Genomic DNA, 24,737 nt, shown 5'->3' with positions numbered 1-24,737 from the left:
GGGCAGGGCAGGTGCTGGCTTATATCACCCGGCGATTGCTGTTGTTGATCCCAACCGCAATCGGCATCGTCATTCTGACCTTTGGCCTGCTCTTGCTGGTGCCGGGCGATCCCGCCTCGGTGCTGCTGGGGCAGAACGCGACGCCCGAAACAGTGGCGAGCCTGCGCACGGCCATGGGGTTGGATGATCCCTGGTTTATCCGGCTGTGGGATTACTTCGTGGCGCTGCTGCATGGCGACATGGGGCAGTCGATCTTCCAGACGCAGCCTGTAAGCACCATCATCGCTGGCCGTCTCGGCGCAACGCTGGAATTGGCGGTGGTGGCGCTGGTATTGTCCATCATCATCGGTATGACGCTGGGCGTGGTTGCGGCCATGCGGCAGGGCTCGATCATCGACACCGCGGCGATGCTGTTTGCACAGCTGGGCGTTTCCATGCCGATCTACTGGCTGGGGCTGCTCTTGATGCTGGCCTTTGCGGTAGTGCTGGGCTGGTTGCCGGCGGTGGGCCGGGGCGAGCCCTTGCCGATGGCGCTGGTTGCGGCGTTGAGCGGGCGTCCCGGCGTGCTGCTCGACTCGTTGTCTCACATCCTGCTGCCCGCATTGGCGCTTGCCGCCAATACGTCGGCGATCATCTCCCGGCTGGTGCGGACCTCCATGCTTGAAGTGCTGCGCGAGGATTTCGTGCGCACCGCCTATGCCAAGGGTTTGCGGCGCGGCCGCGTGGTCGTGCGCCATGCGCTGCGCAATGCGCTGCTGCCGGTGATCTCGGTGATCGGGCTGCGCTTCGGCGCCTTGCTGGGCGGAGCGGTGCTGGTGGAATCCATCTTTGCCTGGCCGGGCCTCGGGCAGCTGACGATCGGGGCAATCGCGCAACGCGACCTGCCGCTGATCCAGGGCATCGTGCTGACCTTTGCCATCATCTATGCGCTGGTGAACCTCGTGGTTGACCTGCTTTACGCCGCGGTTGATCCGCGGATCCGGTTGGGGTGATCCGATGCGTATTCCCAAGATCTTCCGCAACACTTCGCTTGTCGTGGGCGCGCTGATTACGCTGTTCATCGTGCTTTGCGCTGTCCTCGCACCCTATATGGCTACCCACGGCGTTGAGCAGATGGATATGCGCAACCGCTTTGCCGGGCCTACGGCCGAGCACTGGCTGGGCACGGACAATTTCGGGCGGGACCTGTGGTCGCGCCTCGTGTTCGGGGCGCAGGTGTCGCTGTCCGTAGCATTGATGTCGGTCGGCGGGGCCGTGGTGATCGGCACCACGGTTGGGCTGGTTGCCGGCTATTTCGGCGGCTGGGTCGACCTGCTGTTGATGCGGATCACCGACATCTTTCTCGGCTTCCCCGCCATTGTCCTGGCGCTGGCGATCATCGCGGTGCTGGGGCCTGGGATCTACAATATCTCGCTGGCGCTGGTGATCGTGTTCTGGACCGAATATGCGCGAGTGGTGCGGGCAACGACGCTGGTGCTGCGCGAGCAGAACTATGTGCAGGCAGCCCGCGCGCTCGGGGCTTCGCCGCTCCGCATCATCTTCCGGGAAATCCTGCCCAATGCGCTGGGGCCAATCATCGTGCTGGCCTCCCTGGGGTTGGGCACCGCGATCATTGCCGAATCGGCGCTCTCGTTTCTCGGTTTCGGGCTGCCGCCCCCAACTCCAACCTGGGGCTGGACGCTCTCCTATGGCACCCGCTTCATCCGCGACGAGCCCTGGCTCTCCATCATCGCGGGCGCGACCATCATGGTCACGGTGCTGGGCTTCAATCTGCTTGGCGACGGGTTGCGCGACATTCTCGACCCACGCCAGCTCAGCCGCTCGGCTGGCAACAAGTAACCAATCTTTCTGCGAACAAAGGACTACCCAATGGTCAAGGCGATCAACAAGCTCCGCCCCAAATTCACCACCCATGCCGATGGCAGCGACGCCGTGCTGTTCATGCACGAACTGGTGGGCGAAGAGGACGGGCCAACCGTTGGTATCTGCGCTTCAATTCATGGCAATGAAAACACCGGCTCGCAGGCCATTCTCGAGCTTTACCGGCAGATCAAGGACGTCAAGCTCAAGGGCCGCATCATCCTGCTGCCGGTGGCCAATCCGCGCTCCTTTGCGGTCAATCACCGTCACAACCCGCTGGACCAGCTGAACCTGAACCGTGAGTTCCCCGGCGATCCGCGCGGCCCTTATTCGCAGCAGCTGGCCCATGCGCTGGCAGAGGAGTTCTTTGCCAAGCTCGACTTCAATCTCGACCTGCATTCGGGCACTGACCGTCCGACGGTTGACTATGTTTATATCTGGAACGACGAGCCGCTGTCGCGCGCCTTTGGCTCCAAGATCCTGTATCGCCCGGTGAGCGGCAAGGCGGGCACGGTTTATGCGGGTACCAGCAAGAGCGTCTCGATGGACCGGCATGGCACCAAGGTCGTCACCATCGAGTTGGGTGGCGGCATTGTCGACCAGACCCCCTATGTGGAGCGCACCGTCGCGGGGCTCCTCAACCAGCTGCGCGTGATTGGCTCCATCGAGGGCGAGGTGATGCCCAATCCCCAGCAGGTGGTGGTGACCGAACTCGCCGGCATCCGGCCAAAGCATGGCGGCTGGCTCGAGCCCCTGGCGCCGGCCAATGGCGAGATCATCAAGGGCGGCAGCCTGCTGGGCCGCGTGGTCAGCCCCTATGACTTCGAGACCATCGAGGAGATCGTAACCCCGTTCGAGAACGGCATCATGGTCATGCAGCACCTGACGCGCAATCTCGTGGAAGCGGGTGATTATGGCTTCATGGTCGGCAATCTCGACGGCGCCGAGCAATAGCCAGTTCGCGCCGCGCCCCGCAAAAGGAACAACGCCAATGAGCCCAACACCCGCCCCGATTGCTGCCGAGCCCGTGCTGGCCGTTGCGGACCTCGAAGTGCGCATTCGCGGCGAGCATGGCTCATTCGCCGTTGTTTCGGAAATGGCGCTGACGGTGTCGCCAGGCGAAACCGTTTGCATCGTGGGTGAATCAGGGTGCGGCAAGTCGATGACGGCGCTGTCGCTGCTGCGCCTCCTGCCCGAGGCGGCCTATGTCGCCTCGGGGCAGATCCACATCAATGGCGAGGATTTCCTCGCCATGGGTGAGCGGCGCGTGGAGGATTTCCGGGGCGAGCAGATCGCCATGATCTTCCAGGAGCCGCTGACCGCGCTCAACCCGGTGCTGACCATCGGCGAGCAGATCGCCGAGGCCGTGCGGCAGCACCGCAAGATCAGCCATCGCGATGCCATGGCGCGGGCAATCGAGACCTTGCAACTGGTGCAAATGCCCGACCCCAAGCGGCGGGCCCGGCAATATCCGCACCAGCTGTCGGGCGGCATGCGGCAGCGCGCCATGATCGCTTTGGCGCTGGCCTGCGATCCGCGCATCATCGTGGCCGACGAGCCGACCACGGCGCTGGACGTGACGATTCAGGCACAGATCCTGGGCTTGATCTCGGACCTGCAGGAGCGACTGGGCACGGCGCTGGTGCTGATCACCCATGACCTGGGCGTAGTGGCCGAGGTCGCCGACCGGGTGGTGGTGATGTATGCGGGGCGACGGGTGGAGGAGGCCAGTGTTTATGACCTCTTCGATCGACCCATCCACCCCTATACGCTGGGCCTGATGGGGGCCATTCCGCGTTCGGTGCCCGGCCAGCAGATCGGCGAGCGGCTGGTAGATATCGCCGGCACGGTGCCTCCGCTCTGGGACTTGCCGAAGGGCTGTGCCTTTGCGCCGCGCTGTCCGCGCGCTTCGCAGCGGTGCTTCGAAGAACGTCCGCCCCTGGTCGAGAAGCGCCCCGGTCACCTGGCCGCTTGTTGGGAACATGTTGATGCTTGATAACGCTTCGCCGCTCCTCGCCGTTGAAAATCTCGAAGTGCATTTTCCGGTTCGCGCCGGGATCCTCCAGCGCCAGGTGGGCGCCGTCAAAGCCGTGGATGGGGTGAGTTTTGCCATCGGACGGGGCGAAACGCTGTCGCTGGTGGGGGAATCGGGCTGTGGCAAGTCGACAACCGGCCTCGCGCTGATGGGGCTGGTATCCCCCACGGGCGGGCGCGTGTCGTTTGATGGCCAGGAGATCACGACCTTTAACCGCCGCACGCTGCGCGATTATCGCCGGCGCATGCAGATCGTGTTCCAGGACCCGTTCTCCTCGCTTAATCCGCGCCAGCGCATCCGGCAGGCGATCCGGGCGCCGCTCGATATCCACGGCATTGGCACGCCGGCCGAACGGGATGCCGAAGTGCGGCGGCTGATGGACCGGGTTGGGCTGCGGCCCGACCAGGCCGACAATTTCCCGCACCAGTTTTCCGGCGGGCAACGCCAGCGCATCGGGATTGCGCGCGCCTTGGCGCTCAAGCCCGATATCATCGTGTGCGACGAGCCGGTGTCGGCGCTCGACGTGTCGGTGCAGGCGCAGATCCTCAACCTGTTGGGTGATCTGCAGAAGGATCTGGGCGTGTCGTTTCTGTTCATCTCGCACGATCTGGGCGTGGTGGAGCATATCTCGCACCGCGTCGCGGTGATGTATCTGGGCAAGATCGTCGAGCTGGCGCCCAAGGCACCCATCTTCGCCGCGCCGGTGCACCCTTATACCGAATTGCTGATGCGCTCGGCGCCAAGCCTTGATCCGCGCCAGCGGCATCGGTTCAGCGCCAGCAGCGATGACATGCCGAGCGCAATCAACAAGCCTTCGGGCTGCCCGTTCCATACGCGCTGCCCGCTTGCGACCGAAATCTGCAAGACGCAGGAGCCGGCGCTCACGCCGCGGGGCGAGGACCGCTTCGCCGCCTGCCACCACCGCTAGAGCGAGAGTAATTCGATGAACCAGCCCATTCTTTTGACCGGCGGGCGCGTGCTCGATACCGAGGCCGGCGCCTTGCGTGACAACCTGCACGTGCTGGTTGACGGCCAACGGATCGTTGCGGTGGGGGAGAGCATCGAGGCGCCGTCGCAGGCGCGGCGGGTGGAGCTCAATGGCGCCACGCTGATGCCGGGGCTCATCGACTGCCATGTGCATGTGGTGGCGGAAAGCCTCGATCTCTGGTCCAACATGGTGGCCCCGTCCTCGCTGGCCGGGCTGCGCTCGGCACGGGTGATGGAAGAAGCTCTGCAACGCGGCTTCACCACCCTGCGCGACCTTGGTGGCGCTGATCATGGCCTGGTTCGCGGCGTCGAGGAGGGGCTGATCGACGGCCCGCGCCTCGTTATTTGCGGCAAGGGGCTGACCACGACCGGCGGGCATGCCGATCTGCGTCCGCGCACCGATGTCCGGCCGGGGATGATGTCGGACCGGCTGGGCTCGATGGGCCTGATCGCCGATGGCGTTGACGAGGTGCGGGCGGCCTGCCGGACCATGATCAAGGAAGGCGCCCGGTTCATCAAGGTAATGGCCAATGGCGGGGTGTCTTCGCCCAACGATCCCATTCACTCCATCCAGTATTCGCGCGACGAGATCGCCGCGATGGTGGAGGAGGCCGAGAATGCCGGGCTTTATGTCTCTGCCCATGTTTACACCGATGCTGCAATCCGGCGCTGCGTGGAACTGGGTGTGCACTCGCTCGAGCACTGCAATCTGATCACGCGCGAAACCGCGGAGATGGCCGCGAAACGCGGGTGCATCGCCGTGCCAACGCTGGTGGCCTATGAGGCGCTGTGGCTGGAGGGCAAGGCGCTTGGGCTGGGAGAGGCGGAGTTCGCCAAGATCGATACGGTGCGCCAGGGTGGGCTCGCGTCCCTCGCCATCATGCGCGATGCCGGCTTGCCGATGGCCTTTGGCTCGGATCTGTTGGGGCAGTTGCGGGCATATCATGCCCGCGAGTTCGGGCTCTTGGCCGAGGTGCTTACCCCGGCCGAGATCATCCAGTCGGCCACGCTGATTGGAGCGCGACTTTGCGGCATGGCAGGCGAACTGGGCACGATTTCACCGGGAGCTCTCGCCGATCTGCTGGTGGTGAATGGTGATCCGCTCAGCGACATCGGAGTGCTGGGCAAGCCCGAGAACCTGGCGCTGATCATGCGCGATGGCGCTGTATTAAAGGACGAGTTCGCTACGGCTTGAGCAGGCCAGGCAGGTCGCGAGACTGCGGCCGCTAGAAGTGTTCGCCCGGGCGGAAGGGGCCGAAGCGGGTGCCTGCGGTGACGAGGAAGGCGGTGGACCAGCCGATCATCAAAAAGCCGGTGACGCCTTCGAGGGCCGCGAGCAGGCGCCAGGAGTGGGCGGGGACAACATCGCCAAAGCCGACGGTGGAATAGGTGATGGTGGAGAGATAAAGCGAGGTGTCGAAATCGGGCGCGACGCCAAGCGCCCAAAAGCAAAAGGCCCAAAGCCAGATTTCCACCGTCGCAACGGCGAAGAGACCGAGCACCACGCCAATCATGAGCCCGATGCGGTGGTGTGAGCGGGCCAGCCGGAAGCGCTTGGCGAGCCCTGTTGCGGTCCGGGTGATGGAGATCAACCCCAGGACGTGGATCAAGACCGTGACGGCGATCAGCCCGGTTCCGAGCGCGAGAATAGAAATCGAAGCTGGCATGGTGGGGGTTCGGTGTGTTGGTCGATGTCGGCCGCACTAGGCAGGGCTGGGCCGACCTTAGTCAATCGCCGCGAGACATGGGCGGGTGAATTGGTTCCTGTTGGAGGTGGTAACAAAACAGTTTTGACTATTTGCGACCGCCTTTACACCGACTTATCCGCGGCGGTGATGGTGTCAGTACTGTTTTGCTGTGCACCCTGGAAATTGTGGCAGACGATCTTTGCTGCCGCAAGTTATAGGGGCGGAACAGCCAGTATAGGGCGGGGTTATTTGGGCATCATCTTCCCGAAAGGAGAACACATGCACAGACGTACCATTATGGCCGGCACTGCCGCCCTTGCTTTGTTGCCAATGGCCGGCATTGCCTTTGCCCAGACCTCGAGTGTCGACCAGGCCAAGCTGCCGGCGCTGATGGGCGGCGACTATGCGACCGCCACCAGCAAGCTGGCGGCGCAAAAGGCTACCAACCGTTCGGTCAAGACCTTTGCCGAGCTCGAAATCGCCGAGCAGGCGGCTGTTGCCGAAGCCTTTGGCTCCGAGCCCGGTGCTGCGGGCCTTAGCGAAGAGCACGCGGCAAAGCTGGCAGCACTTGAAGCTGCCGATGGCGCCGAGTTCGACGCGATGTATATCGATGGCCAGATTGAGGGCCATGAAGAGCTGCTCAAGATCCACCAGACCTATGCCAAGAATGGCGATGATCCAATGGCGCGTGGCGCGTCCATGGTCGGGGTTACCGGCATCCAGACGCATCTGGTGATGCTGAACTCGATCCGCAATTCGCTCACATAAGCTCCCGATTGCCGAGTTTTGTCGAAGGGCTCCGTTTGTTGGACGGAGCCTTTCTTTTTCAAGCAGGCTAGAGCGCGCCGGCGAGATAGCGCTCGAGCGTTGCGGCAGTGCCGTGCTGCCAGAGGCTGTTGAGCGCCGTGCCGAAAGCGGCGGCGAAAGCCGGGTTGCGGCCGAGATCGCCATAGATGTCAGTCATGCCCAGCCAGGCCTGCGGATCGGCTTTAGCTGCAGCGGCCTGTTGGGTGAGGCGATCCCAGGAGGGATCGTTGGGCGCGATGATGGCGCCGCTATCGGTGGTGCCAAAGCAATAGCGGCACCAAAGCGCCGACACCAGCGCGAGGCCGGTGACGGATTGGCCGGCGGCCACCCGATCCATGGCGGTTGGGATGATGAATTTGGGCTGGCGGTTGGAACCATCAAGCGCGAGGCGGCGAATGGTGTCGCCGATCTTGGGATTGGCGAAACGGCGCTGGCAGAGCGCGAAATAGTCACCCAGATTGGTGTCGGGCACCGGGGGGACGACGGGGATGATTTCGTCCTGTTCGACCTTGGCGAGGAAGGCCGAGACGAGGGGATGTTCCATAGCTTCGTGCACGAAATGCACGTCGAGCAGGCCCGCAGGATAGGCGATGGTGGCATGACCGCCATTGAGAATGCGGATTTTCATGTGCTCATAGGGGGCGACATCGTCGACGAACTGGACGCCGACCGTTTCGAGCGCCGGGCGGCCGGCAGGGAAATTATCCTCCAGCACCCATTGGCGGAAGCTTTCGCAAAAGACGGGCCAGTTATCCTCGATGCCGAACTGCTCGAGCAGGAGCGCGCGTTCGCGCTCGGAGGTGGCGGGGGTGATGCGATCGACCATGCCATTGGGGAAGGCGACGGCGGTGCGCACCCATTGAGCGAGGGCGGGGTCGACGAGTTCGGCGAGGCCCGCCACGGCATTCTGGGTGACATGGCCATTTCCCGGGATGTTGTCGCAGCTCATCACGGTGAAGGGGGCAATGCCGGCGTTGCGGCGGGCGAGGAGGCCGGCAAGGATCAGCCCGAAGGTGGTCTTGGGCGCTTCCATATGGGCGGCGTCATAGACGATATCAGGGTGGGTCGGATCGAAGCGCTGGGAGGCCGGATCGATGTAATAGCCGCCTTCGGTGATGGTGAGCGAGACAATGCGCGTGGCCGGGTTGGCGAGCCGCGCGAGGATTGTGGCGCTGTCGCCGGGCTGGATGTAGTCGATCATGGCGCCGGTGACGCGGGCGGAATTGTGGTCGGCTTCCTGCTCGACCACGGTGGTCAGCCAATCCTGGGCGCCGAGCTTTTGCCGGACGGCTTCGTCGCGCACGCTGGCGCCGATCAGCGCCCAATCATGGTCGCGGCCGGTGGCAAAGAGATCATCGAGATACACCGCCTGGTGGGCGCGGTGGAAGTTGCCGACGCCGAAATGCACGATGCCGGGGGTGAGGGCCGCGCGGTCATAGGCGGGGACAGACGCCGTGGAGAGGGTGGAGAGGGTGGCGGCGGAAAGCTTGGTGGTCATATCTGGTCCTCGATGCCTCGGCGGGTGGTTCTTCCCGGAAGGCGGGTCCGGGGTGGCGCTGATGTCGCGTAGCATTGGCCGACCCCGCCCTCAATCCCTCCCCGTGAGAGGAGGGCGTCGATGGCCCGGCCATTGCGCGACTGACTAGATCGCCACGCCGGCCACATCGAAGCGGTAGATGCGGGTCGGATCGGGGGCAAGATAGACCTCGTCGCCGTGGCTGAAGATCTGCTCGCCATCAGTGCGCACGGTCATGAGGCCCATGCCTTCGAGATGGACATGGAGGAACGTGTCGGAGCCCAGCTGTTCGGCGACCCCGACAACGCCGCGCCAGCCGCCGGGCAGGGGGCTGGTGCTGATGGCGAAGTGCTCGGGGCGGATGCCGATGGAATGGGCCTCGTGCTTGCCCGCTTCCGGGCCGTCGATGAAGTTCATCTTGGGCGAGCCGATGAAGCCGGCGACAAAGCGGTTGGCGGGGCGCTTGTAGAGCTCGAGCGGGGAGCCGAACTGTTCGACCTTGCCGGCATTGAGCACGACAATGCGGTCGGCCATGGTCATCGCCTCGACCTGGTCGTGGGTGACGTAAACCATGGTGGTCTTGAGCTGCTGGTGCAGTTCGGTGATCTCGAGGCGCATATTGACGCGCAGGGCGGCGTCGAGATTGGAGAGCGGCTCGTCAAAGAGAAAGGCCTTGGGCTCGCGCACGATGGCGCGGCCGATGGCGACGCGCTGGCGCTGGCCACCCGAGAGGGCGCGGGGGCGGCGATCGAGATAGGAGGAAAGGTTGAGGGTGCGGGCGGCGTATTCGACCTTTTGCTCGATCACCTCCTTGGGCGCCTTGGCCATTTTGAGCGGGAAGGCGATGTTGTCGCGCACGGTCATGTGCGGATAAAGCGCGTAGCTCTGGAACACCATGGCGAGGCCCCGCCGGGCCGGGGGCGCCTTGGTCATGTCCTGCCCGTCAAGGAGGATGCGGCCGCCTGTCGTGTCCTCGAGCCCTGCGATCAGGCGCAGCAGCGTGGACTTGCCGCAGCCGGAGGGGCCGACAAAGACCACGAACTCGCCTTCGCGGATATCGAGGGAGATATCGGGGATGACATGCACATCGCCGAAGGATTTCTGGACGTGTTCGAGGGTGATGGAGCCCATGATTGTTAGCCCTCCGGTGTGTTCAACTGAGGCGCAGGATGCGGGCGATCGGGTGAGCGCCGGATGTGTGGAGAGGCCTGAACCCCCACCCCTTCCCCTCCCCTCAAGGGGGAGGGGTACACAGGAGCCGATGCATTCGCGGGGAGGAGAAACATCATTTCACCGCTCCGAAGGTGAGGCCGCGGACGAGTTGCTTTTGGCTGAACCAGCCCAGGAGCAGGATGGGGGCGATGGCAAGGAGGGAGGCGGCGGAGAGTTTGGCGAGGAAGAGGCCCTGGGGCGAGGAGAAGGAGGAGATGAAGGCGGTGAGCGTGCCGGCGCGGCCCGAAGTCAGGGTGATGCTCCAAAAAGCTTCGTTCCAGGCGAGAATGACGTTGAGCAGGAGCGTTGAGGCAATGCCGGGTACGGCCATGGGGACGAGGACATGGACGATCTCGTTCCAGAGCTCGGCGCCATCCATGCGCGAGGCTTCAAGGATGTCGACCGGGATTTCCTTGAAATAGGTGTAAAGCATCCAGATGATGATGGGCAGGTTGATCAGCGTCATGATGATCGTGAGGCCATGCACGGTGTCGAGCAGGCGCAGGTCACGAAAGATCAGGTAGATCGGGATGAGGACGCCGACGGCGGGCATCATCTTGGTGGAGAGCATCCACATCAGCACGTCCTTGGTGCGGCGCGTGGGGGCGAAGGCCATGGCCCAGGCGGCGGGGATGCCGATCAGGAGGCCGAGCAGGGTTGAGCCGAGCGAGACGATCACCGAATTGGTGGCGTGCTTGATGTAGTCGCTGCGCTGCTGGACGGCGGCAAAGTTTTCGAGGGTGAAGGTTTGCGGGAAAAAGGTCGGGCGGGCGGCGATGGCCTCGGCCTCGGTCTTGAAGGCGGTGAGCACCGTCCAGAGAATGGGGGAGAACAAGAGGAGCGCGATCACCCAGGCGAGGAGGGTGAAGCCGATGCGGGTGCCGGTGGAGGCGTTGCGGGCCATGTCAGCGGGTTCCTCCGGAGTTTTGGCGTGGGAACACCCCCCACCCATCCTCCCCCACAAGGGGGGAGGTGCTGCATCGCGCTTGCGGCCCCTTCGCCATGCCACCAGTCGCAGACCCCCACCCCGGCCCTCCCCTCAAGGGGGAGGGAGGGCATGGTAGGAGCGTTGGGGCGGACCAGCTACTCATCGAGGTTCTTTCCCACCGCGCGCATCAGGAAGATGGCGACGATGTTGGCGAGGATCACCGCGACCACGCCGCCCGCGGAGCCCGCGCCGATGTCGTTGGAGAGGATGCCGGTGCGGAAAACGAGGAAGGTCAGGTTGGTGGAGGCGTAGCCCGGGCCGCCGCCGGTGGTGACGCGGATTTCGGCGAAAATTCCCAAAAGGAATATGGTCTGGATCAGGATGACGATGGTGATCGCCCGGGCCATATGGGGCAGGATGATGTAGCGGAAGCGGTTGACCGCCTTGGCGCCATCCATTTCCGCGGCTTCGCGCTGTTCTTCGGACAGGGATTGCAAGGCGGTTAGCAGGATCAGGGTGGCAAAGGGTAGCCACTGCCAGGCGACGATGACGATGATGGACTGCAGGGGAAACTGGTTGAACCAGTCAATGGGCTGCAGTCCAAAGGCGCGCCAGAGATGGCTCAGCATGCCATAGCCGGGATGCATGAAGCCGTTTTTCCAGACCAGCGCGGCGACCGGCGGCATGACGAAAAAGGGCGAGATGACAATGATGCGCAAGATGCCCTGGCCCCAGATGGGCTGATCGAGCAGGAGCGCGAGGAAGGTGCCACCAATAACGGTGATCAGCAGCACGCCCCCGACCAGCAGCAGCGTATTGACGAGAGCCTGGGTGAAGCTGGGATCGCCAATGACATAGACATAGTTCGCCCAACCGGCGAAACCGGTCATCATCGGATTGAGCAGATTGTAGTTCTGGAACGAGAACCACAGGGTCATCACCAGCGGCACGATCATCCAGATCAAAAGGACAATCACGGCCGGGGCCATCATCAGGCGCGATAGGGTGCGGGTCTGGGCTGTGGCCATGCTTTTTGTCCGTTTTGCCCGGCGGGTCGGCGGTTTGGCTTCCTCCCCTTTGGGAAGGAGTGGGTTGAGGGCGGTGTAGTGATCCACCGAGGGACCTGCACCCTCGATCCCTCCCCTCAAGGGGGAGGGAGGCGCAGGGGCCCTGCTGTTTGCGTGCAACCGCCCGGACGCAGGAAATTAAGAGCGGGCGGCCGCCGGCCTACTTGATGTAGCCGGCGCGGGTCATGTCGCGCAGGGTGGCGTCCTGGGCTTGGGCGAGGGCGTCGTCGGCGCTCATCTGGCCGGCAAGAGCGGCCGAGAAGAGCTGGCCGACATTGGTGCCGATGCCGGCGAACTCGGGAATGGCGACGAACTGGATGCCGGTATAGGGCACCGGATTGACCGTGGGCTTGCTCGGGTCGGCCGCGTTGATGGAGTCGATGGTCATCTGCGCGAAGGGCGCGGTTTCCAAGTATTCCGCGTTTTCATAGAGCGAGGTGCGGGTGCCGGGAGGCACGTTGGCCCAGCCGTCCTGTGCGGCGACGGTATTGAGATAGTCCTTGCTGGTCGCCCAGTTGATGAACTGCTCGGCCGCTTCCTTTTGCTGGCTGGAATTGGGAATGGCCAGCGACCAGGCCCAGAGCCAGTTGGAGCGTTTGCCGAGGCCCGCATCGGGAGCCAGGGCGAAGGCCACCTGATCGGCGACGGTGGAATCGTCGGGATTGGTGACGAACGAACCCGCGACCGTGGCGTCGATCCACATGCCGCACTTGCCCTGCTGGAACAAGGTCAGGTTTTCGTTGAAGCCATTGGAGGATGCACCGGACGGCCCAGCATCGGCCATGAGAGCCAGATAGGTGTCGAGCGTTTCCTTCCATTCGGGGGAATCGAATTGGGGCTGCCAGTTTTCGTCGAACCAACTGGCACCAAAGCTATTGGCCATGGCGGTGATGAAGGCGACGTTTTCGCCCCAGCCCGCCTTGCCGCGCAGGCAGATGCCGTTGATGTCGTTGGCGCGGTCAGTCATGGCGCGGGCGGCCTGGCCTACGAACTCCCAGGTGGGCGCATCGGGCATGGTGAGCCCGGCTTTTTCCATCAGGTCCTTGCGGTACATGATGAAGGAGGATTCCGCGTAGAACGGGGCGGCATAAAGCTTGTCCTCGTAGGAGAGGCCCGCGCGCACCGGGGGGAGAATGTCGTCGACATCATATTCGGGATCGGCGCTCAGCACGTCGAGCGGCACCAGCCAGCCCTGGCGCGCCCAGATCGGCGCTTCATAGGTGCCGATGGTCATCACGTCATACTGCCCGCCATTGGTGGCGATGTCGGTGGTGACGTTCTGGCGCAGGGTGTTCTCCTCCAAAATCACCCAATTGAGCTGAATACCGGTTTCTTCGGTGAAGGCGGGCGACAGGCCCTGCATGCGCACCATGTCGCCATTGTTGACCGTCGCGATGGTGAGCGTTTGGGCCGAAGCGGAAGCGGCGAGCGCAAGTGTGAAGGCGCCCACGAAAAGGGGTGTGAGTTGCATTGTTTCCTCCCAAAGCCGCAACAATTTTGTTGCTGCGGCGATGGGGCAAGTACTCGCCTTCCGTGGCTAGTTGTCAAGCCTGCTATGCTTGGCAAGGGATGGCTTCCGCCTGAGATAAACTACGGCAAATTGCGCCGATCCACAGATTTATCTGTGGTAATGCTGATGAGACATTGGGCGCCGCCCTCCGGAGGGCGGCTAAGCATTTCGATTGGGGGGCTGGAATGAACGCCGCCGACCGCTTTGGGGGCGATCGGCGGGGAAAATGCGGTGCGGCAGGGTGGGTCGATCAGGGCATCAGCTGGCCACCATTGACCTCGATGGTCTGGCCGATGATGTAAGACGACAGGGCGTCGGAGGCCAAAAACAGGTAAGCGCCGACGCAGTCCTCGGCGACGCCCAGCCGGCCCTGCGGGATGGTGGCGAGCGCGGCATCAAGTTGAGCCTGGGTGGAATAGCGCTCATGGAAGGGCGTGGTGATCACCCCGGGCGCTACGGCATTGACCCGAATGCCAAAGGGGATCAGCTCCTTGGCCATGCCGCGGGTGACATTGCCGATAAAGGCCTTGGAGGAACCGTAAAGCCCCGCGCCATTGCTGGCGCCGTTGCGCGCTGCGATCGAGGTGGTGTTGATGATGAAACCACCATTGCGCTTGAGGTACGGAATGGCCGCGCGGGTGGCCGAGAGCACCGAGCGGGCGTTGAGGTCCATGACGGCGTCATAAAGCTCGTCGGTCCATTCCGCATAAGGCTGGCGTGCGACCATGCCGCCGGCATTGTTGATGAGCCCGTCCAAGCGGCCGAAGCGTGCGGCGGTGTCTTCGACGGCCCGAGCCAGTTCACCCTGGCGCGACGCATCGGCCTGAACCAGGAAGACGGTGCCGCCGGCGGCTTCGATGGACTGGGCCAGGGTGGTGGCCTGATCGGCGCTGCTGTTGTAGTGCAGGCCCACAAGAGCGCCCTGCTGGGCAAAGGCCTGGGCGAGGGCGGCGCCGATGCCCGTCGAGGCGCCGGTTATCAGAACGGCCTTGCCGGCAAGGCCGGGAATGGTGAGCGTAGATGCGGGCACAGTGTGGTCCTCCAGGAAGTGGAGCCCAGCGTTGCGACTGGATCACGGCTTGTCCACTGGTTTTTAGGGCGCATCGCCGCTAAACACAGCGTTTAGCAGGAGTGCGCATGGCTGCGGATCGCAAGGATATCCACAATTCGGACGTGCCAGTGCTGTGCCGCAGTTGCGAAGCGCGGCACCGGGGCATGTGCGGCGTGCTGGAGCCCGAGCAATTGGTGGCGCTGGCCAAGGCGACGCACAAGGCGCGCCACGAGCCCGGAACCGAGCTGATCGGGGAAAGCACCAAGATCCAGTCCTATGCCAATGTGATGCGCGGCGTGGTCAAGCTGACCAAGGTGCTCGAGGATGGGCGCCAGCAGGTGGTGGGGCTGCAATTTGCGCCCGATTTCCTCGGGCGCTTGTTCGGGCATGAAAATGCGATCGCGGCGGAAGCGGCGTCCACGGTGGATTTGTGCGTGGTCCCCAAGCGGGCGCTCGAAGGCTTGATCGAGGAAAATCCGGCGCTCGAGCATCGGCTTATGCAGCAAACGCTGCGCGAACTCGATGAAGCGCGAGACTGGATGGTGACGCTGGGGCGCAAGAGCGCCCAGGAAAAGCTCGCGAGCTTTCTTTACCTGCTGGCCACGCACTCGGACCCAGTGGCGGACCTCAAGGCGGGCGCGCGGTTTGAGCTGCCGCTGACGCGGGCCGATATCGGGGATTTTCTGGGGCTTACCCTTGAAACCGTATCCCGGCAGATCAGCAAATTGCGCCAGATCGGGGTGATCGAGGTGACCCATAACCGGCAAGTCGAAGTGCCCGATCTCAAGCGTCTGCAGGCGCTTTGCGGCTGAGCTTGGGCGGGCCGAAGCGGGCGGACCAAGCTAGGGTGACGCATGGCGCCATCAAATCGGCGATAACCAACCTAGGTGAAGGCTTTCGCGAGCGGCTCGTGGCAAGCTAACATATGGCAAGTCGCTGGCAGCGGGAGCTGGCGGTTGTTCACAACGTCACAGGGTGACTGACTAAGCAGATGCTGAAGAATACCGAGCTGGCCGAGGCGGTCAGGAACACGGCCTATTTTCTGTGGGAACAGGATGGCCGCCCGGAAGGGCGAAGCTTTGAGTACTGGGTCAAGGCCAAGGAAATGCATTTGCGCCAGATGGCCTATGACCGCTGGCTGGCGGAAGGCACGCCCATTGGCCGCGCCGAAGAGATCTGGCGCGATGTGGCCGAGGAAATCGAAGACGACGACGCATAAGCAAACGGGCCCCGAACAGGGGCCCGCTGTGTAAGCTGGAGGGGCGGCAGGGATCAGTCCTTGGCGCGTTCCACATAGGAATTGTCTTCGGTCAGGATGACGATGCGGGTGCCGGCGCCGATATGGGGCGGGACCATGACGCGCAGGCCATTGTTGAGAACGGCGGGCTTATAGGACGAGGACGCCGTCTGGCCCTTCACCACGGGTTCGGTTTCGACGATTTCGAAGGTCAGGCGCTGGGGCAATTCCATGGAAAGGGCAGTACCCTCAAAGGTCTTGAGGTGCACCTTCATGCCATCGATGAGATAGGCCTTCTGGTCGCCGATCACGTCATCGGCCACGGTGATCTGCTCGTAGTTCTCCGGGTTCATGAAGTGGTGGCCTTCACCATCGGAGTAGAGATAGTCGTATTCGCGGTCATCGACGTCGGCCTTTTCGACCATTTCGACGGTGCGCCAGCGGCCAACGACCTTCACGCCATCGCTGATGCGACGCATGTTGACGTTGGTGATGGAGTTGCCCTTGCCGGGATGCACGTTCTCAGCCGTCAGGACGACGTGCAGATTGCCGTCCTGCTCGACGACGTTGCCCTTGCGCAGCGAAGAGGCGATGACCTTGACCATTATTTCTTCCTTGTTCACGCCGACCGGGCGGCCTAAAGCGTTGGCACAGAGCGCCGGCCGGGACGTGGATGGGTTGTTCGGTGCCGCCCGATACCCCAAATCCGGCAAATTCACCAGCCCCGAGCATGAAAGAGGCGCAGTTGCCCCGCCAATCCTTGCCAGTTGCCGCATCGCCATGGTGGACGCCCGAGCTGCATCGGGACCGTCGGCCCGTGCTGCTGGCGCGCAACTGGATCGAGGCGGGGGTGCGGGGATACCTGGCCGAGCACGACTTTCTCCTCGTGGATCCGCCGGGCTTGCAGCGCTCGCCGGGCAATGAAACCCATCTGCATGCGTTCGAGACCACTGCCATTGGCAATGACGGGGTGGGGCATCGCGCGTTCCTGCATACCTCGCCCGAATTTGCGATGAAAAAGCTGCTGGCGGCAGGCGAGCACAGGATCGCCAGCCTCGGGCATGTCTGGCGCAATCGCGAGCGAGGGGCGCTGCATGCCCCCGAGTTCACCATGCTCGAATGGTACCGGGTCGGCGAGGACTATACCGCGCTGATGGCTGACTGCATGGCGCTGTTGCGTTTGGCGGTCGCGGCGACAGGGGCGGAGCGGCTGCGGTTTCGCGGGCGGGAAGCCGACCCAGTCGCCGAGCCGGAACGGCTGAGCGTGGTGGACGCGTTTGCACGCTTCGCCGGGATTGATCTTTTGGCGACGATGAACGCCGAGGGCGAGACGGATGCGGCAGCGCTGGCCGCGCAGATGCACGGGCAGGGGCTGCAGGTGCCGGCGGAGCATAGCTGGAGCTATCTCTTCAGCCTCGTGTTGAACGAGAAGGTCGAGCCCAAACTGGGGATGGGACGGGTGACGATCCTGGATCGCTATCCGGCGGCGGAGGCGGCGCTGGCGCGGCGCTGCGCGGAAGATGCGCGGGTGGCGGAACGGTTCGAGCTTTATGCCTGCGGGGTGGAGCTGGCCAACGGGTTCGGCGAATTGACCAATCCAGATGAGCAGGGGCAGCGCTTCGAAGCCGAGATGGCCGAAAAGCAGCGCCTGTATGGGGAGCGCTACCCGATCGACGAGGAGTTTCTGGCGGCGCTGGCGCTGATGCCGGCGGCGAGCGGGATTGCCCTGGGGTTCGACCGGCTGGTGATGCTGGCCACCGGGGCGCCGCGGATCGATCTGGTGCAATGGGTGCCGGTGGCGGAGTTTGGCGCATGAGCGAAGGGCGGCCGATCCGGACGGCGGGCGAACTCGCGGCGGCAGGGCTGGTGGCGCCGGGCGCGGTGGCGGGGCTCGAGGCGGTGGCGTCGCGCTATGCCATTGCCCTGACGCCTGAGCTGGTGGAGCTGATCGATCCAGCCGACAAGGCGGACCCGATCGCGGCGCAGTTCGTGCCCCAGCTGGCGGAACTGCACACGACCCCCGAGGAGCGGGCCGACCCGATCGGGGATCTCAGCCATTCGCCGGTCGAGGGGATCGTGCATCGCTATCCCGACCGGGTGCTGCTCAAGGCCGTGCATGTGTGCCCGGTATATTGCCGGTTCTGCTTCCGGCGCGAAATGGTGGGGCCGCAGGGGCTGGGGACGCTCGCACCCGAAGCGCTGGAGCGGGCGCTCGATTATATCCGCGCGCATGACGAGATCTGGGAAGTGATCCTGACCGGGGGCGATCCGTTGGTGCTGTCGCCGCGGCGGCTGCGGGCGATCACCGAGAAGCTGGCCGACATTGCGCATGTGCGGGTGGTGCGGTTCCATACGCGGGTGCCGGTGGTGGAGCCGGGGCGGGTGGATGATGAATTGGTGGCAGCGCTCAAGGCGAGCGGCAAGACCACCTATCTTGCCGTGCATGCCAACCATCCCCGGGAGTTCACCCCGGGGGCACGGGCGGCGGTGGCGCGGCTGGCCGATGGGGGCATTGCGCTCGTCAGCCAATCGGTGCTGCTCAAGGGGGTGAATGCCGATGTGGCGGTGCTGGCCGCGCTGATGCGCTGCTTTGTCGAGAACCGGATCAAGCCCTATTATCTGCACCACCCGGACCTCGCGCCAGGGACGAGCCACTTCCGCGTGAGCATCGAGGACGGGCAGGCGCTGGTGGCGGCGTTGCGCGGGCGCATTTCCGGGCTGGCGCAACCCACCTATGTGCTCGACCTGCCCGGCGGCCATGGCAAGGCTGATATCGGTAAAGCGGCGATTGCGGGCGGTGATGGATGCTTTACGGTGCGGGACTGGCAGGGGCAGGAGCATCGCTATCCGCCTGCCGGATAGATCACGGCGCGAGGCGTAATTGGCTGGCAAAGAGGGCAATGGCGGGCCGCCGCTGGACGAGCCCGAGCATGAATGGGGCAATGGCTCCATCGGCACCTATTTTGAATGGAAGGCGGCCAAGCAGCAGGCGTTTTACGGCGTGCCGATGGAGATCGCGCGGATGCGGGCGGAACGGGCCGCGCTGCTCGGGCTTACCTATGAAGAATATACGCTTGAACTGCTCGAGCGCGGGCGGTTTTTGCAGGCGAGCGACGCCGAACGGATTGCCCAGATCAAGGCTAAGCGGGGCGTGCGCTATTGAGGGAAGGCGTATGGCCACCTTCTGCTTACCCTTCAAGGCGGTCAGGCTCGCCTCCCCCGCTCCCGGCCTCCCCCTTGAGGGGGAGGTGAAGAAAGGGGGCTTCCTGCTGGACGGTTTCGAGCGGGCGGCCGGCCGGGAAGATGCCGGACATCACCACAAAACCGGGGATGCGGCGGACGCGGTCGCTCCAGCGGCGCAGGGCGGGGTAATCGGCGCGGCTGATGCCGCCTTCCTCGGACAGCATCACATAGGGAAAGCAGGCGATGTCGGCGGTGGTGGGATGGGCGGGCGAGCAGAGCCAATCGCGCCCTTCGCGTTCGCCGAACCAGAGATGCTCGTCCATGATGCGGAAGATGCGGTGGGCGCCGGCCTGGGATTTCTCGATGTCGAAATCATAGCCATAGCCGAGCGCGAGGCGGGCGGCGGAACTGGTGGCGGTGATGTCATCGGCCACGGCGTGCCAGCGCAGCACTTCAGCGGTGATGGCCGGGTCCTCGGGGAACCACTGGCCGGAGGCGTCATATTTCTTGGCGAGATAGGCGAGGATGGCGCCGGAGTCGGAGAGGGTCAGCCCGTCATCGACCAGCACCGGCAACTGGCCAAAGGGATTGAGGCGCAGGAACCAGTCGGATTTGTGCTGGCGGCCGGGAAAGAAGTCGACCGGCACGATGTCATAGCGCAGGCCGAGAATGCTCATCAGCAAGCGCAGCTTGTAGCAATTGCCGGAGAGCTCGAAATCGTAAAGCGTGATGGTCATGGGTTGGGCTCGGTCTGTTCCCTCCCCCTTGAGGGGAGGGTTAGGGTGGGGCTTCGGGCAGGTCCGCAGGCATCGAGGCGGTTGAAGGGCCGGAACCCCCACCCTTGATCCCTCCCCTCAAGGGGGAGGGAGACGCAGGCTGCCGCTTTGGTGTTCACATCAGATATCCAGCACCAGCCGCTTACCCTTAGCGCGGCTGACGCAGGTGAGGATGGCGCGATTGGAGCGTTTCTCGGTGTCGTTGAGGTAAACGTCCTGGTGGTCGACCTCGCCTTCGATCACGCCGGTGAGGCAAGTGCCGCAGGCGCCTTGTTCGCAGGAGCTGGGGGTTTGCAGGCCCGCTTCGCGCATCACTTCGAGGATGGTCTTGCCGGCAGGGATCTGCAGGGTCATGGCCGAGCGGGCCAGTTCCACCTCGAAGGCCGAGGACTGGTCGATAACCTTGTCGTTCTTGAAATATTCGAAATGCACGGCCTCATCGGGCCAGCCTTGCGCGGCGGCGGTAGTGCGGACGGTTTCGAGCATGGATGAGGGGCCGCAGATGTAAACATGCTGGGCGCGGCTCCAGTGGCCGAGCGCCCCGGCAATGGTGCGGCCGCTGTCTTCGCGCGAAAGACCGATGTGAGTGGTGATCTTGCCCGCCAGCTGCCCCAGCTCCTCGCGGAAGGCGGCATGTTCGCCCTGGCGCACGAAGTAATGCAGCTCATAGGGCAGGTGGGACTTGTCGAGGAAACGCGCCATGGAGAGGATCGGCGTGATGCCGACGCCGCCGGCGATGAGGACGGTGCGGGTGGCGTCGCGGCGCAGCGGGAAGTTGTTGCGCGGCTCGCTGATGGCCAGCACGTCACCCTCCCTGACGCTTTCGATGAGGATCTGCGAGCCACCCTTGGAGGCGCTCTCGCGCTTGACGCCGATGGTGTAGCTGAGCAGGTCGCCCGGGCCATTGGTGATGGAGTATTGCCGGACGAGGCCGTTGGGGAGGTGCAGATCGATATGGGCGCCGGGCTGAAAGGTTGGCAGGTGGCCGCCATCGAGCGCCGCGAGCTCAAAGGCGACGATGCCATCGGCGCTGTCCCATTTGCGCTTGACCACGACGCGCAGGGTGTTGCCGCGCGGCACAGCGATATCGGGCATGGTGGAAAGCTCGGCCGAGACCGGGGCGAAGGCGGGCTGCAGCGGCTCGGGCGCGGGCTTGCGGCGGGCGGCGCGCTCGACGCGGTCGCGCAGCTGGGTGAGGCGCTCATTGTGGTGGCGCAGCACGGCAAGAGGGCGGGCGGGCGAGCCTTCGATGAGGCCCCGGATCACGGCGCGGCCGGCGTCGACGGGCTGCACGAAGAACACGGCGCGCTCGATGACCTCACCCGACTGGGCGGTGAGGCGGACCGAAAGGGGCGACAGGCGCTCGATCATGGTGCGGGCGGCTTCGCCATCCAGCGCCTCGGCTGGCTGGAAGCGGTATTTTTCCAGAGCGAGCGCTACGTCTTGGGGGGCGGCGTTCAGAGGGACGGGGCGCAGCGCGACCCAGTCGGCGCCATCGCTACCGGCAAATGGGGCAAAGGGCTGGGCGTCGGCCGCGGCGGACCAGACGAGGCCAAAGGCCTCATGGGCGGGATAGGTGCGGTTGGTGATGCGGCGGGCCGGCGCGTCGGCCGGATGGGCGGGGATATAGGTGCAGCCGGCCGAGCGATTGGCATAGCGCCAGCCATGATACTGGCATTTAAGTTCGGCGCCCTCGTTGATGCCGATCGAGAGGCGTACGCCACGGTGCAGGCAGCGGTTTTCCCAGACATTGACATTGCCGTCATCGGCCCGCCAGACGGCCAGTTCGCGGCCCAGCAGCTGGCCCTGATAGACATGGCGGAAGGGCAGGTCATCGCTCGAGGCGATGGGATGCCAGGTGGTGTCGTCGAGGTCTAGGGGCATGGGTCAACCCAGGGCAAGTGGGGATCGCGCCACGATCGGGGGCAAACAGGCGGGGCTCTCCTGGCGTACGGGAGACCTTGGTGAGGGTTACCCTTAGGGCGGGGCTGTTCACAAGGGGGCGGGTGAAGAAAGAGGGTCGCAGGGGCGGTTGTCGGCGGGGCTGTGATCCCGATTGAGGAGAGGGGGTCGGGAGGGGGTGGCGCGGTGAGTGACTGAGGGACCCCCTCCCTCGGTCCCTCCCCTCAAGGGGGAGGGAAGGGCAGAAGCGGATGGCGTTGGGGGAGCTGGAAGTGCTGAATATGTGCTTTGCTTCGAAATCCGGACCGCGGAGGGGCCTGAACCCCCACCCTCGATCCCTCCCCTCAAGGGGGAGGGAGGCGATGGGGCCGATGGCTCTCGGACGGATGGTTTCGGTCGAGCACTGAGGTCCGGGGCTCGCGTCCCCCACCCCGGCCCTCCCCGGGAGGGGGAGGGTGAAGAAGGGGCTCAGCCCGATTACATCTTTTCGCCGGGGAGTTGGGCGGCCTGGTGGATCCAGGCGGTGAACTGGGCGGGGTCGATGGGGTCGTGTTCGCCGATATGGTAGGCGCGGACCTTGGGTTGGGTGGAGACGACCGGCGGGGGCGGGGTCAGGGCGTGGCCGTCAAAGAAGGTCACCTTGACGTATTTGTTGAAGCAATGGAGCGAGAGGAACCAGCGACCTTCGGCGGCGCCGTAAAGGGGGGAGTTCCATTTGACGGCCTTGTAGACGCCGGGAAGGGCGGCCGTGATCAGGCTATCGAGTTGCTCGCCGACGGCGCGCTTCCAGCCGGGCGTGGCGGCGATGTAGGCCTGGATTGGCTCGTTGCCGTAGCCTTTGGGGATTTGGGGATTACCGCCGGAGAGGAGGGTGGGCGTCTTGTCTGTGGTCTTATCAGGCGTTGCGCTTGCGGAGGGGCCGGAACCCCCACCCTTGATCCCTCCCCTCAAGGGGGAGGGCGTCGACTGCCGGGCTGGTGACATTTGGGCATTCTCCTCTGCCGTTGCTCCTGCCGCGCCTGCTTCCTGTTATCCCGCGACGGGGATGGTGCCGTAGGTGATGCCTTTCTGGCTGAGCCAGCGGCGATAGGCGATGGCGGATTTATCGGCGCGGATGGGGGTTTCGGCGCGGGGATCGAGCGGCAGGCGCTTGGGGAACTGGTTTTCGAGGATCGGCTTGTCCTGACCGAAAATGGTCTGCTGGAAGCGGCGCAGATCGGTGATGGTGGAGGTCGAGTCGATCATCGATTGCAGCAGATGGGCGCGGCAGCTTTCCTCGGTCACGGGCTGCAGGAAAATGCCGATCACGTCGCGGCGCGATTCATCCTCGGGGCAGGATTTGTAGAGCACCGAGCAGAAGGGGTGCGGGACGCGATAGACATACTCGACCTCGATGCCTTCGGTCGCCGAGAGGGCGGCGCGGGGCTGGAAGAAGCGGCAGCGGGTGGCGAGCACCTCGTCGCGTTCTTCGGAGACTTCCACGTCGTATTCCTTGACCTCGGTATGGGGCTCGGAGCCGAGGATATCGGTGTGGACATAGGGGAAGTGGCCCATATCGAGGAAGTTTTCGACGGCCCGGGGGGCCGAAACATGGATGCCGATGGAGCCGCAGCTCATGTTGACGCGGTCAGGCTCGCTGTATTCGGGGATGGGGAAGAGCTCGGCGGGCGGGGTGCCGAGGCTGGTCCAGGTATAGCCATAGCCGGTGCGCACGGGCAGGCGTTCGGTGATTTCGGCGGGGTCGATCTCGTCGCCTTGCTCTTCATCGGTGCGGCGCCAGACCACGGGATTGCCCGCGGCATCGCGGGTGAGCGCGAGCTTTTGGCCAAGGAGCATGGTGGTTTCCACAAGGCCCTGGGGCACTTCATCGGTGGCGGCAATGACGTGCCAGAGGTCGAGGGTCGTGCGATCAATGGGCGAAGACATGGGCAGATCCAGGGGGAAGACCGCGCCAGCATAAGCGCTGGCTGGCGCGGTGCCAAGTTGGGGCGGGGCGATCAGCTTTCGCGGTAGATGTCGAAGGGCGCAAAGGCCTGGGTGGTGGCCATGAGCTGGAGGCGGTTGACGTTCACATGGGCGGGCAGGGTCGTGGTCCAGAAGATGGACTCGGCGATGTCCTCGGCGGTCATGGGCTGGGTGCCCTGGTAGGGCTTGCCGGCCTGGGCTTCGTCACCCTTGAAGCGCACAAGGGAAAACTCGGTTTCCGTGAGGCCCGGCTCGATATTGGTGACGCGCACCTGCTTGCCCTGCACATCGGAGCGCAGGTTGAGGGCGAACTGCTTCACGAAGGCCTTGGTTGCGCCATAAACGCTGCCGCCGGGATAGGGGTAATCGCCGGCAACCGAGCCCAGGGTGACGATGTGGCCGCCGCCCCGCTCAATGAGACCGGGCAGGAGGGCGCGGACCGTATACATCAGGCCGTTGATATTGGTTGCGACCATGGTGTCCCAATCGGCGATGTCGGTTTCGGCAGCGGGCTGGAGCCCGAGGGCGAGGCCGGCATTGGCAATGACGATGTTGATGCCGGCAAAGGGCGCGGGCAGGGCGGCGATGGCGGCTTCGAGCGCAGCGCGGCCGCGAATGTCGAGGGTGATGATGTGGCAGTTCTCGGCGCCGAGCTCGTTTTGAAGCGCTTCGAGGCGCTCGGTGCGGCGGCCGGTGGCAATGACCTTGGCGCCCGCAGCGACATAGCGGCGGGCAGCTGCCGCGCCAAAGCCCGAGGTCGCGCCGGTGATGAAGACAACAAAGCGCGTGGGATCGAGCATCTGGTACATTAGGGGTCCTGCAAATGGTGTGGGCGAGCCGGGAAGGTGGACTGGGCGGCGGCAGGGGTCAAGCGGGCGGGCGGCGTTAACCCGGTGCTAACCATGTCTTCAGGGGGTGCGGCGAATCGGCAACTCCGGTGGTCACAATTAGGAACAAATTGCGCGGACCGGTTGTTCCGGCGCTGGGGTCGCTCTACACTGCCCGGTAAGGTA

General features: G+C 64.4%; 25 protein-coding genes. 12 read left to right on the top strand and 13 right to left on the bottom strand.

Annotated elements, in window-relative coordinates; all coding sequences use genetic code 11:
- Nucleotides 1-11 precede the first annotated feature (11 nt).
- Genes AC3YOG_RS13715 through AC3YOG_RS13690 form a run of 6 tightly spaced genes read left to right on the top strand, consistent with a single transcriptional unit; the run spans nucleotide 12 to nucleotide 6,077 of the window.
- Nucleotides 12-992, top strand: a complete 981-nt coding sequence (locus tag AC3YOG_RS13715; protein WP_127753848.1) for an ABC transporter permease — start codon at nucleotides 12-14, stop codon at nucleotides 990-992.
- A 4-nt stretch (nucleotides 993-996) separates the two neighbouring features.
- Entirely contained in the window at nucleotides 997-1,839 is an 843-nt protein-coding gene (locus tag AC3YOG_RS13710) for an ABC transporter permease (RefSeq protein ID WP_127753847.1), read from the top strand.
- A 30-nt stretch (nucleotides 1,840-1,869) separates the two neighbouring features.
- On the top strand, nucleotides 1,870-2,814 hold the full coding sequence (locus tag AC3YOG_RS13705; protein WP_127753846.1) for a succinylglutamate desuccinylase/aspartoacylase family protein: 945 nt from the start codon (nucleotides 1,870-1,872) through the stop codon (nucleotides 2,812-2,814).
- Between the two features lie 37 nt (nucleotides 2,815-2,851).
- The gene (locus AC3YOG_RS13700) at nucleotides 2,852-3,856 is read left to right on the top strand and encodes an ABC transporter ATP-binding protein (protein WP_127753845.1); all 1,005 of its coding nucleotides are present in this window, start codon (nucleotides 2,852-2,854) and stop codon (nucleotides 3,854-3,856) included.
- Nucleotides 3,849-4,823 carry an ABC transporter ATP-binding protein gene (locus AC3YOG_RS13695; protein WP_172123994.1) on the top strand — a complete coding sequence of 325 codons (975 nt, stop codon included), beginning with the start codon at nucleotides 3,849-3,851 and terminating at the stop codon, nucleotides 4,821-4,823. The genes AC3YOG_RS13700 and AC3YOG_RS13695 overlap by 8 nt, the downstream gene beginning before the upstream one ends.
- A 15-nt stretch (nucleotides 4,824-4,838) precedes the next feature.
- The gene (locus tag AC3YOG_RS13690) at nucleotides 4,839-6,077 is read left to right on the top strand and encodes a metal-dependent hydrolase family protein (protein ID WP_489935472.1); all 1,239 of its coding nucleotides are present in this window, start codon (nucleotides 4,839-4,841) and stop codon (nucleotides 6,075-6,077) included.
- Between the two features lie 31 nt (nucleotides 6,078-6,108).
- Here AC3YOG_RS13690 and AC3YOG_RS13685 read toward each other — a convergent pair whose 3' ends face one another.
- The gene (locus AC3YOG_RS13685) at nucleotides 6,109-6,549 is read right to left on the bottom strand and encodes an ion channel (RefSeq protein ID WP_489935471.1); all 441 of its coding nucleotides are present in this window, start codon (nucleotides 6,547-6,549) and stop codon (nucleotides 6,109-6,111) included.
- A gap of 300 nt (nucleotides 6,550-6,849) precedes the next feature.
- On the opposite strand from AC3YOG_RS13685, the gene AC3YOG_RS13680 reads away from it, so the two are divergent.
- Nucleotides 6,850-7,338: a DUF4142 domain-containing protein gene (locus tag AC3YOG_RS13680; RefSeq protein WP_164854857.1), complete on the top strand. Its 489-nt coding sequence runs from the start codon at nucleotides 6,850-6,852 to the stop codon at nucleotides 7,336-7,338.
- A 67-nt stretch (nucleotides 7,339-7,405) separates the two neighbouring features.
- On the opposite strand, the gene AC3YOG_RS13675 is transcribed toward AC3YOG_RS13680, so the two are convergent.
- From AC3YOG_RS13675 to AC3YOG_RS13650, 6 genes are all read right to left on the bottom strand, one after another.
- On the bottom strand, nucleotides 7,406-8,875 hold the full coding sequence (locus AC3YOG_RS13675) for a mannitol dehydrogenase family protein (RefSeq protein ID WP_489935470.1): 1,470 nt from the start codon (nucleotides 8,873-8,875) through the stop codon (nucleotides 7,406-7,408).
- 144 nt (nucleotides 8,876-9,019) lie between these two features.
- Nucleotides 9,020-10,024: an ABC transporter ATP-binding protein gene (locus tag AC3YOG_RS13670; RefSeq protein WP_489935469.1), complete on the bottom strand. Its 1,005-nt coding sequence runs from the start codon at nucleotides 10,022-10,024 to the stop codon at nucleotides 9,020-9,022.
- Between the two features lie 154 nt (nucleotides 10,025-10,178).
- Nucleotides 10,179-11,009 carry a carbohydrate ABC transporter permease gene (locus tag AC3YOG_RS13665; RefSeq protein WP_172123982.1) on the bottom strand — a complete coding sequence of 277 codons (831 nt, stop codon included), beginning with the start codon at nucleotides 11,007-11,009 and terminating at the stop codon, nucleotides 10,179-10,181.
- Between the two features lie 179 nt (nucleotides 11,010-11,188).
- Nucleotides 11,189-12,061, bottom strand: coding sequence for a carbohydrate ABC transporter permease (locus tag AC3YOG_RS13660; protein WP_489935468.1), 873 nt, complete (start codon nucleotides 12,059-12,061; stop codon nucleotides 11,189-11,191).
- Between the two features lie 199 nt (nucleotides 12,062-12,260).
- A complete protein-coding gene (locus tag AC3YOG_RS13655; RefSeq protein ID WP_489888786.1) occupies nucleotides 12,261-13,571 on the bottom strand; it encodes an ABC transporter substrate-binding protein in 1,311 nt (436 codons plus the stop codon).
- A gap of 289 nt (nucleotides 13,572-13,860) precedes the next feature.
- Nucleotides 13,861-14,640, bottom strand: coding sequence for an SDR family NAD(P)-dependent oxidoreductase (locus AC3YOG_RS13650; RefSeq protein ID WP_489888787.1), 780 nt, complete (start codon nucleotides 14,638-14,640; stop codon nucleotides 13,861-13,863).
- A gap of 107 nt (nucleotides 14,641-14,747) precedes the next feature.
- Between AC3YOG_RS13650 and AC3YOG_RS13645 the strand changes: the two genes are divergently transcribed.
- Together AC3YOG_RS13645 and AC3YOG_RS13640 are read left to right on the top strand one after the other, a co-directional pair.
- Nucleotides 14,748-15,473, top strand: a complete 726-nt coding sequence (locus AC3YOG_RS13645) for a Crp/Fnr family transcriptional regulator (protein WP_489935467.1) — start codon at nucleotides 14,748-14,750, stop codon at nucleotides 15,471-15,473.
- Between the two features lie 179 nt (nucleotides 15,474-15,652).
- Nucleotides 15,653-15,880: a DUF2934 domain-containing protein gene (locus AC3YOG_RS13640; protein ID WP_127753833.1), complete on the top strand. Its 228-nt coding sequence runs from the start codon at nucleotides 15,653-15,655 to the stop codon at nucleotides 15,878-15,880.
- Between the two features lie 53 nt (nucleotides 15,881-15,933).
- Here the strand turns inward: AC3YOG_RS13640 and efp are convergent, their stop codons facing one another.
- Nucleotides 15,934-16,503, bottom strand: coding sequence for an elongation factor P (gene efp / locus AC3YOG_RS13635; protein ID WP_127753832.1), 570 nt, complete (start codon nucleotides 16,501-16,503; stop codon nucleotides 15,934-15,936).
- Between the two features lie 125 nt (nucleotides 16,504-16,628).
- Here efp and epmA point away from each other — a divergent pair, with 125 nt between their 5' ends.
- The 3 genes from epmA to AC3YOG_RS13620 are packed head-to-tail and all read left to right on the top strand — an operon-like array spanning nucleotide 16,629 to nucleotide 19,061.
- Nucleotides 16,629-17,714 carry an EF-P lysine aminoacylase EpmA gene (epmA, locus tag AC3YOG_RS13630; RefSeq protein ID WP_489935466.1) on the top strand — a complete coding sequence of 362 codons (1,086 nt, stop codon included), beginning with the start codon at nucleotides 16,629-16,631 and terminating at the stop codon, nucleotides 17,712-17,714.
- On the top strand, nucleotides 17,711-18,760 hold the full coding sequence (locus tag AC3YOG_RS13625) for a lysine-2,3-aminomutase-like protein (RefSeq protein ID WP_489935465.1): 1,050 nt from the start codon (nucleotides 17,711-17,713) through the stop codon (nucleotides 18,758-18,760). Before epmA ends, AC3YOG_RS13625 begins: the two co-directional genes overlap by 4 nt.
- Before the next feature lie 19 nt (nucleotides 18,761-18,779).
- The gene (locus tag AC3YOG_RS13620; protein ID WP_489935464.1) at nucleotides 18,780-19,061 is read left to right on the top strand and encodes a hypothetical protein; all 282 of its coding nucleotides are present in this window, start codon (nucleotides 18,780-18,782) and stop codon (nucleotides 19,059-19,061) included.
- Nucleotides 19,062-19,086: 25 nt separating this feature from the next.
- On the opposite strand, the gene AC3YOG_RS13615 is transcribed toward AC3YOG_RS13620, so the two are convergent.
- From AC3YOG_RS13615 to AC3YOG_RS13595, 5 genes are all read right to left on the bottom strand, one after another.
- A complete protein-coding gene (locus tag AC3YOG_RS13615; protein WP_489935463.1) occupies nucleotides 19,087-19,818 on the bottom strand; it encodes a glutathione S-transferase family protein in 732 nt (243 codons plus the stop codon).
- Nucleotides 19,819-19,977: 159 nt separating this feature from the next.
- Nucleotides 19,978-21,741 (bottom strand): Rieske 2Fe-2S domain-containing protein, encoded by a 1,764-nt coding sequence (locus AC3YOG_RS13610; protein WP_489935462.1) that lies wholly within the window; start codon nucleotides 21,739-21,741, stop codon nucleotides 19,978-19,980.
- 495 nt (nucleotides 21,742-22,236) lie between these two features.
- Nucleotides 22,237-22,743: a DUF1801 domain-containing protein gene (locus AC3YOG_RS13605; protein ID WP_489935461.1), complete on the bottom strand. Its 507-nt coding sequence runs from the start codon at nucleotides 22,741-22,743 to the stop codon at nucleotides 22,237-22,239.
- Nucleotides 22,744-22,788: 45 nt separating this feature from the next.
- Nucleotides 22,789-23,685 carry an aromatic ring-hydroxylating oxygenase subunit alpha gene (locus AC3YOG_RS13600; RefSeq protein WP_489888794.1) on the bottom strand — a complete coding sequence of 299 codons (897 nt, stop codon included), beginning with the start codon at nucleotides 23,683-23,685 and terminating at the stop codon, nucleotides 22,789-22,791.
- Nucleotides 23,686-23,756: 71 nt separating this feature from the next.
- Nucleotides 23,757-24,533 (bottom strand): SDR family NAD(P)-dependent oxidoreductase, encoded by a 777-nt coding sequence (locus AC3YOG_RS13595; RefSeq protein WP_489935460.1) that lies wholly within the window; start codon nucleotides 24,531-24,533, stop codon nucleotides 23,757-23,759.
- Nucleotides 24,534-24,737: the final 204 nt, after the last annotated feature.

The organism is Devosia sp. Z6_126 (assembly GCF_058133495.1).
The sequence above is the reverse complement of the archived record's forward strand: the minus strand, read 5'-3'. Positions and strand labels throughout refer to the sequence as shown.

What these genes read in the sequence shown, in the direction of transcription:
- AC3YOG_RS13710 (WP_127753847.1), top strand. Translation starts at nt 997, where the DNA reads ATGCGTATTCCCAAGATCTTCCGCAACACTTCGCTTGTCGTGGGCGCG.
- AC3YOG_RS13705 (WP_127753846.1), top strand. Translation starts at nt 1,870, where the DNA reads ATGGTCAAGGCGATCAACAAGCTCCGCCCCAAATTCACCACCCATGCC.
- AC3YOG_RS13700 (WP_127753845.1), top strand. Translation starts at nt 2,852, where the DNA reads ATGAGCCCAACACCCGCCCCGATTGCTGCCGAGCCCGTGCTGGCCGTT.
- AC3YOG_RS13695 (WP_172123994.1), top strand. Translation starts at nt 3,849, where the DNA reads ATGCTTGATAACGCTTCGCCGCTCCTCGCCGTTGAAAATCTCGAAGTG.
- AC3YOG_RS13690 (WP_489935472.1), top strand. Translation starts at nt 4,839, where the DNA reads ATGAACCAGCCCATTCTTTTGACCGGCGGGCGCGTGCTCGATACCGAG.
- AC3YOG_RS13685 (WP_489935471.1), bottom strand. Translation starts at nt 6,549, where the DNA reads ATGCCAGCTTCGATTTCTATTCTCGCGCTCGGAACCGGGCTGATCGCC.
- AC3YOG_RS13680 (WP_164854857.1), top strand. Translation starts at nt 6,850, where the DNA reads ATGCACAGACGTACCATTATGGCCGGCACTGCCGCCCTTGCTTTGTTG.
- AC3YOG_RS13675 (WP_489935470.1), bottom strand. Translation starts at nt 8,875, where the DNA reads ATGACCACCAAGCTTTCCGCCGCCACCCTCTCCACCCTCTCCACGGCG.
- AC3YOG_RS13670 (WP_489935469.1), bottom strand. Translation starts at nt 10,024, where the DNA reads ATGGGCTCCATCACCCTCGAACACGTCCAGAAATCCTTCGGCGATGTG.
- AC3YOG_RS13665 (WP_172123982.1), bottom strand. Translation starts at nt 11,009, where the DNA reads ATGGCCCGCAACGCCTCCACCGGCACCCGCATCGGCTTCACCCTCCTC.
- AC3YOG_RS13660 (WP_489935468.1), bottom strand. Translation starts at nt 12,061, where the DNA reads ATGGCCACAGCCCAGACCCGCACCCTATCGCGCCTGATGATGGCCCCG.
- AC3YOG_RS13655 (WP_489888786.1), bottom strand. Translation starts at nt 13,571, where the DNA reads ATGCAACTCACACCCCTTTTCGTGGGCGCCTTCACACTTGCGCTCGCC.
- AC3YOG_RS13645 (WP_489935467.1), top strand. Translation starts at nt 14,748, where the DNA reads ATGGCTGCGGATCGCAAGGATATCCACAATTCGGACGTGCCAGTGCTG.
- AC3YOG_RS13640 (WP_127753833.1), top strand. Translation starts at nt 15,653, where the DNA reads ATGCTGAAGAATACCGAGCTGGCCGAGGCGGTCAGGAACACGGCCTAT.
- efp (WP_127753832.1), bottom strand. Translation starts at nt 16,503, where the DNA reads ATGGTCAAGGTCATCGCCTCTTCGCTGCGCAAGGGCAACGTCGTCGAG.
- epmA (WP_489935466.1), top strand. Translation starts at nt 16,629, where the DNA reads ATGAAAGAGGCGCAGTTGCCCCGCCAATCCTTGCCAGTTGCCGCATCG.
- AC3YOG_RS13625 (WP_489935465.1), top strand. Translation starts at nt 17,711, where the DNA reads ATGAGCGAAGGGCGGCCGATCCGGACGGCGGGCGAACTCGCGGCGGCA.
- AC3YOG_RS13615 (WP_489935463.1), bottom strand. Translation starts at nt 19,818, where the DNA reads ATGACCATCACGCTTTACGATTTCGAGCTCTCCGGCAATTGCTACAAG.
- AC3YOG_RS13610 (WP_489935462.1), bottom strand. Translation starts at nt 21,741, where the DNA reads ATGCCCCTAGACCTCGACGACACCACCTGGCATCCCATCGCCTCGAGC.
- AC3YOG_RS13605 (WP_489935461.1), bottom strand. Translation starts at nt 22,743, where the DNA reads ATGTCACCAGCCCGGCAGTCGACGCCCTCCCCCTTGAGGGGAGGGATC.
- AC3YOG_RS13600 (WP_489888794.1), bottom strand. Translation starts at nt 23,685, where the DNA reads ATGTCTTCGCCCATTGATCGCACGACCCTCGACCTCTGGCACGTCATT.
- AC3YOG_RS13595 (WP_489935460.1), bottom strand. Translation starts at nt 24,533, where the DNA reads ATGTACCAGATGCTCGATCCCACGCGCTTTGTTGTCTTCATCACCGGC.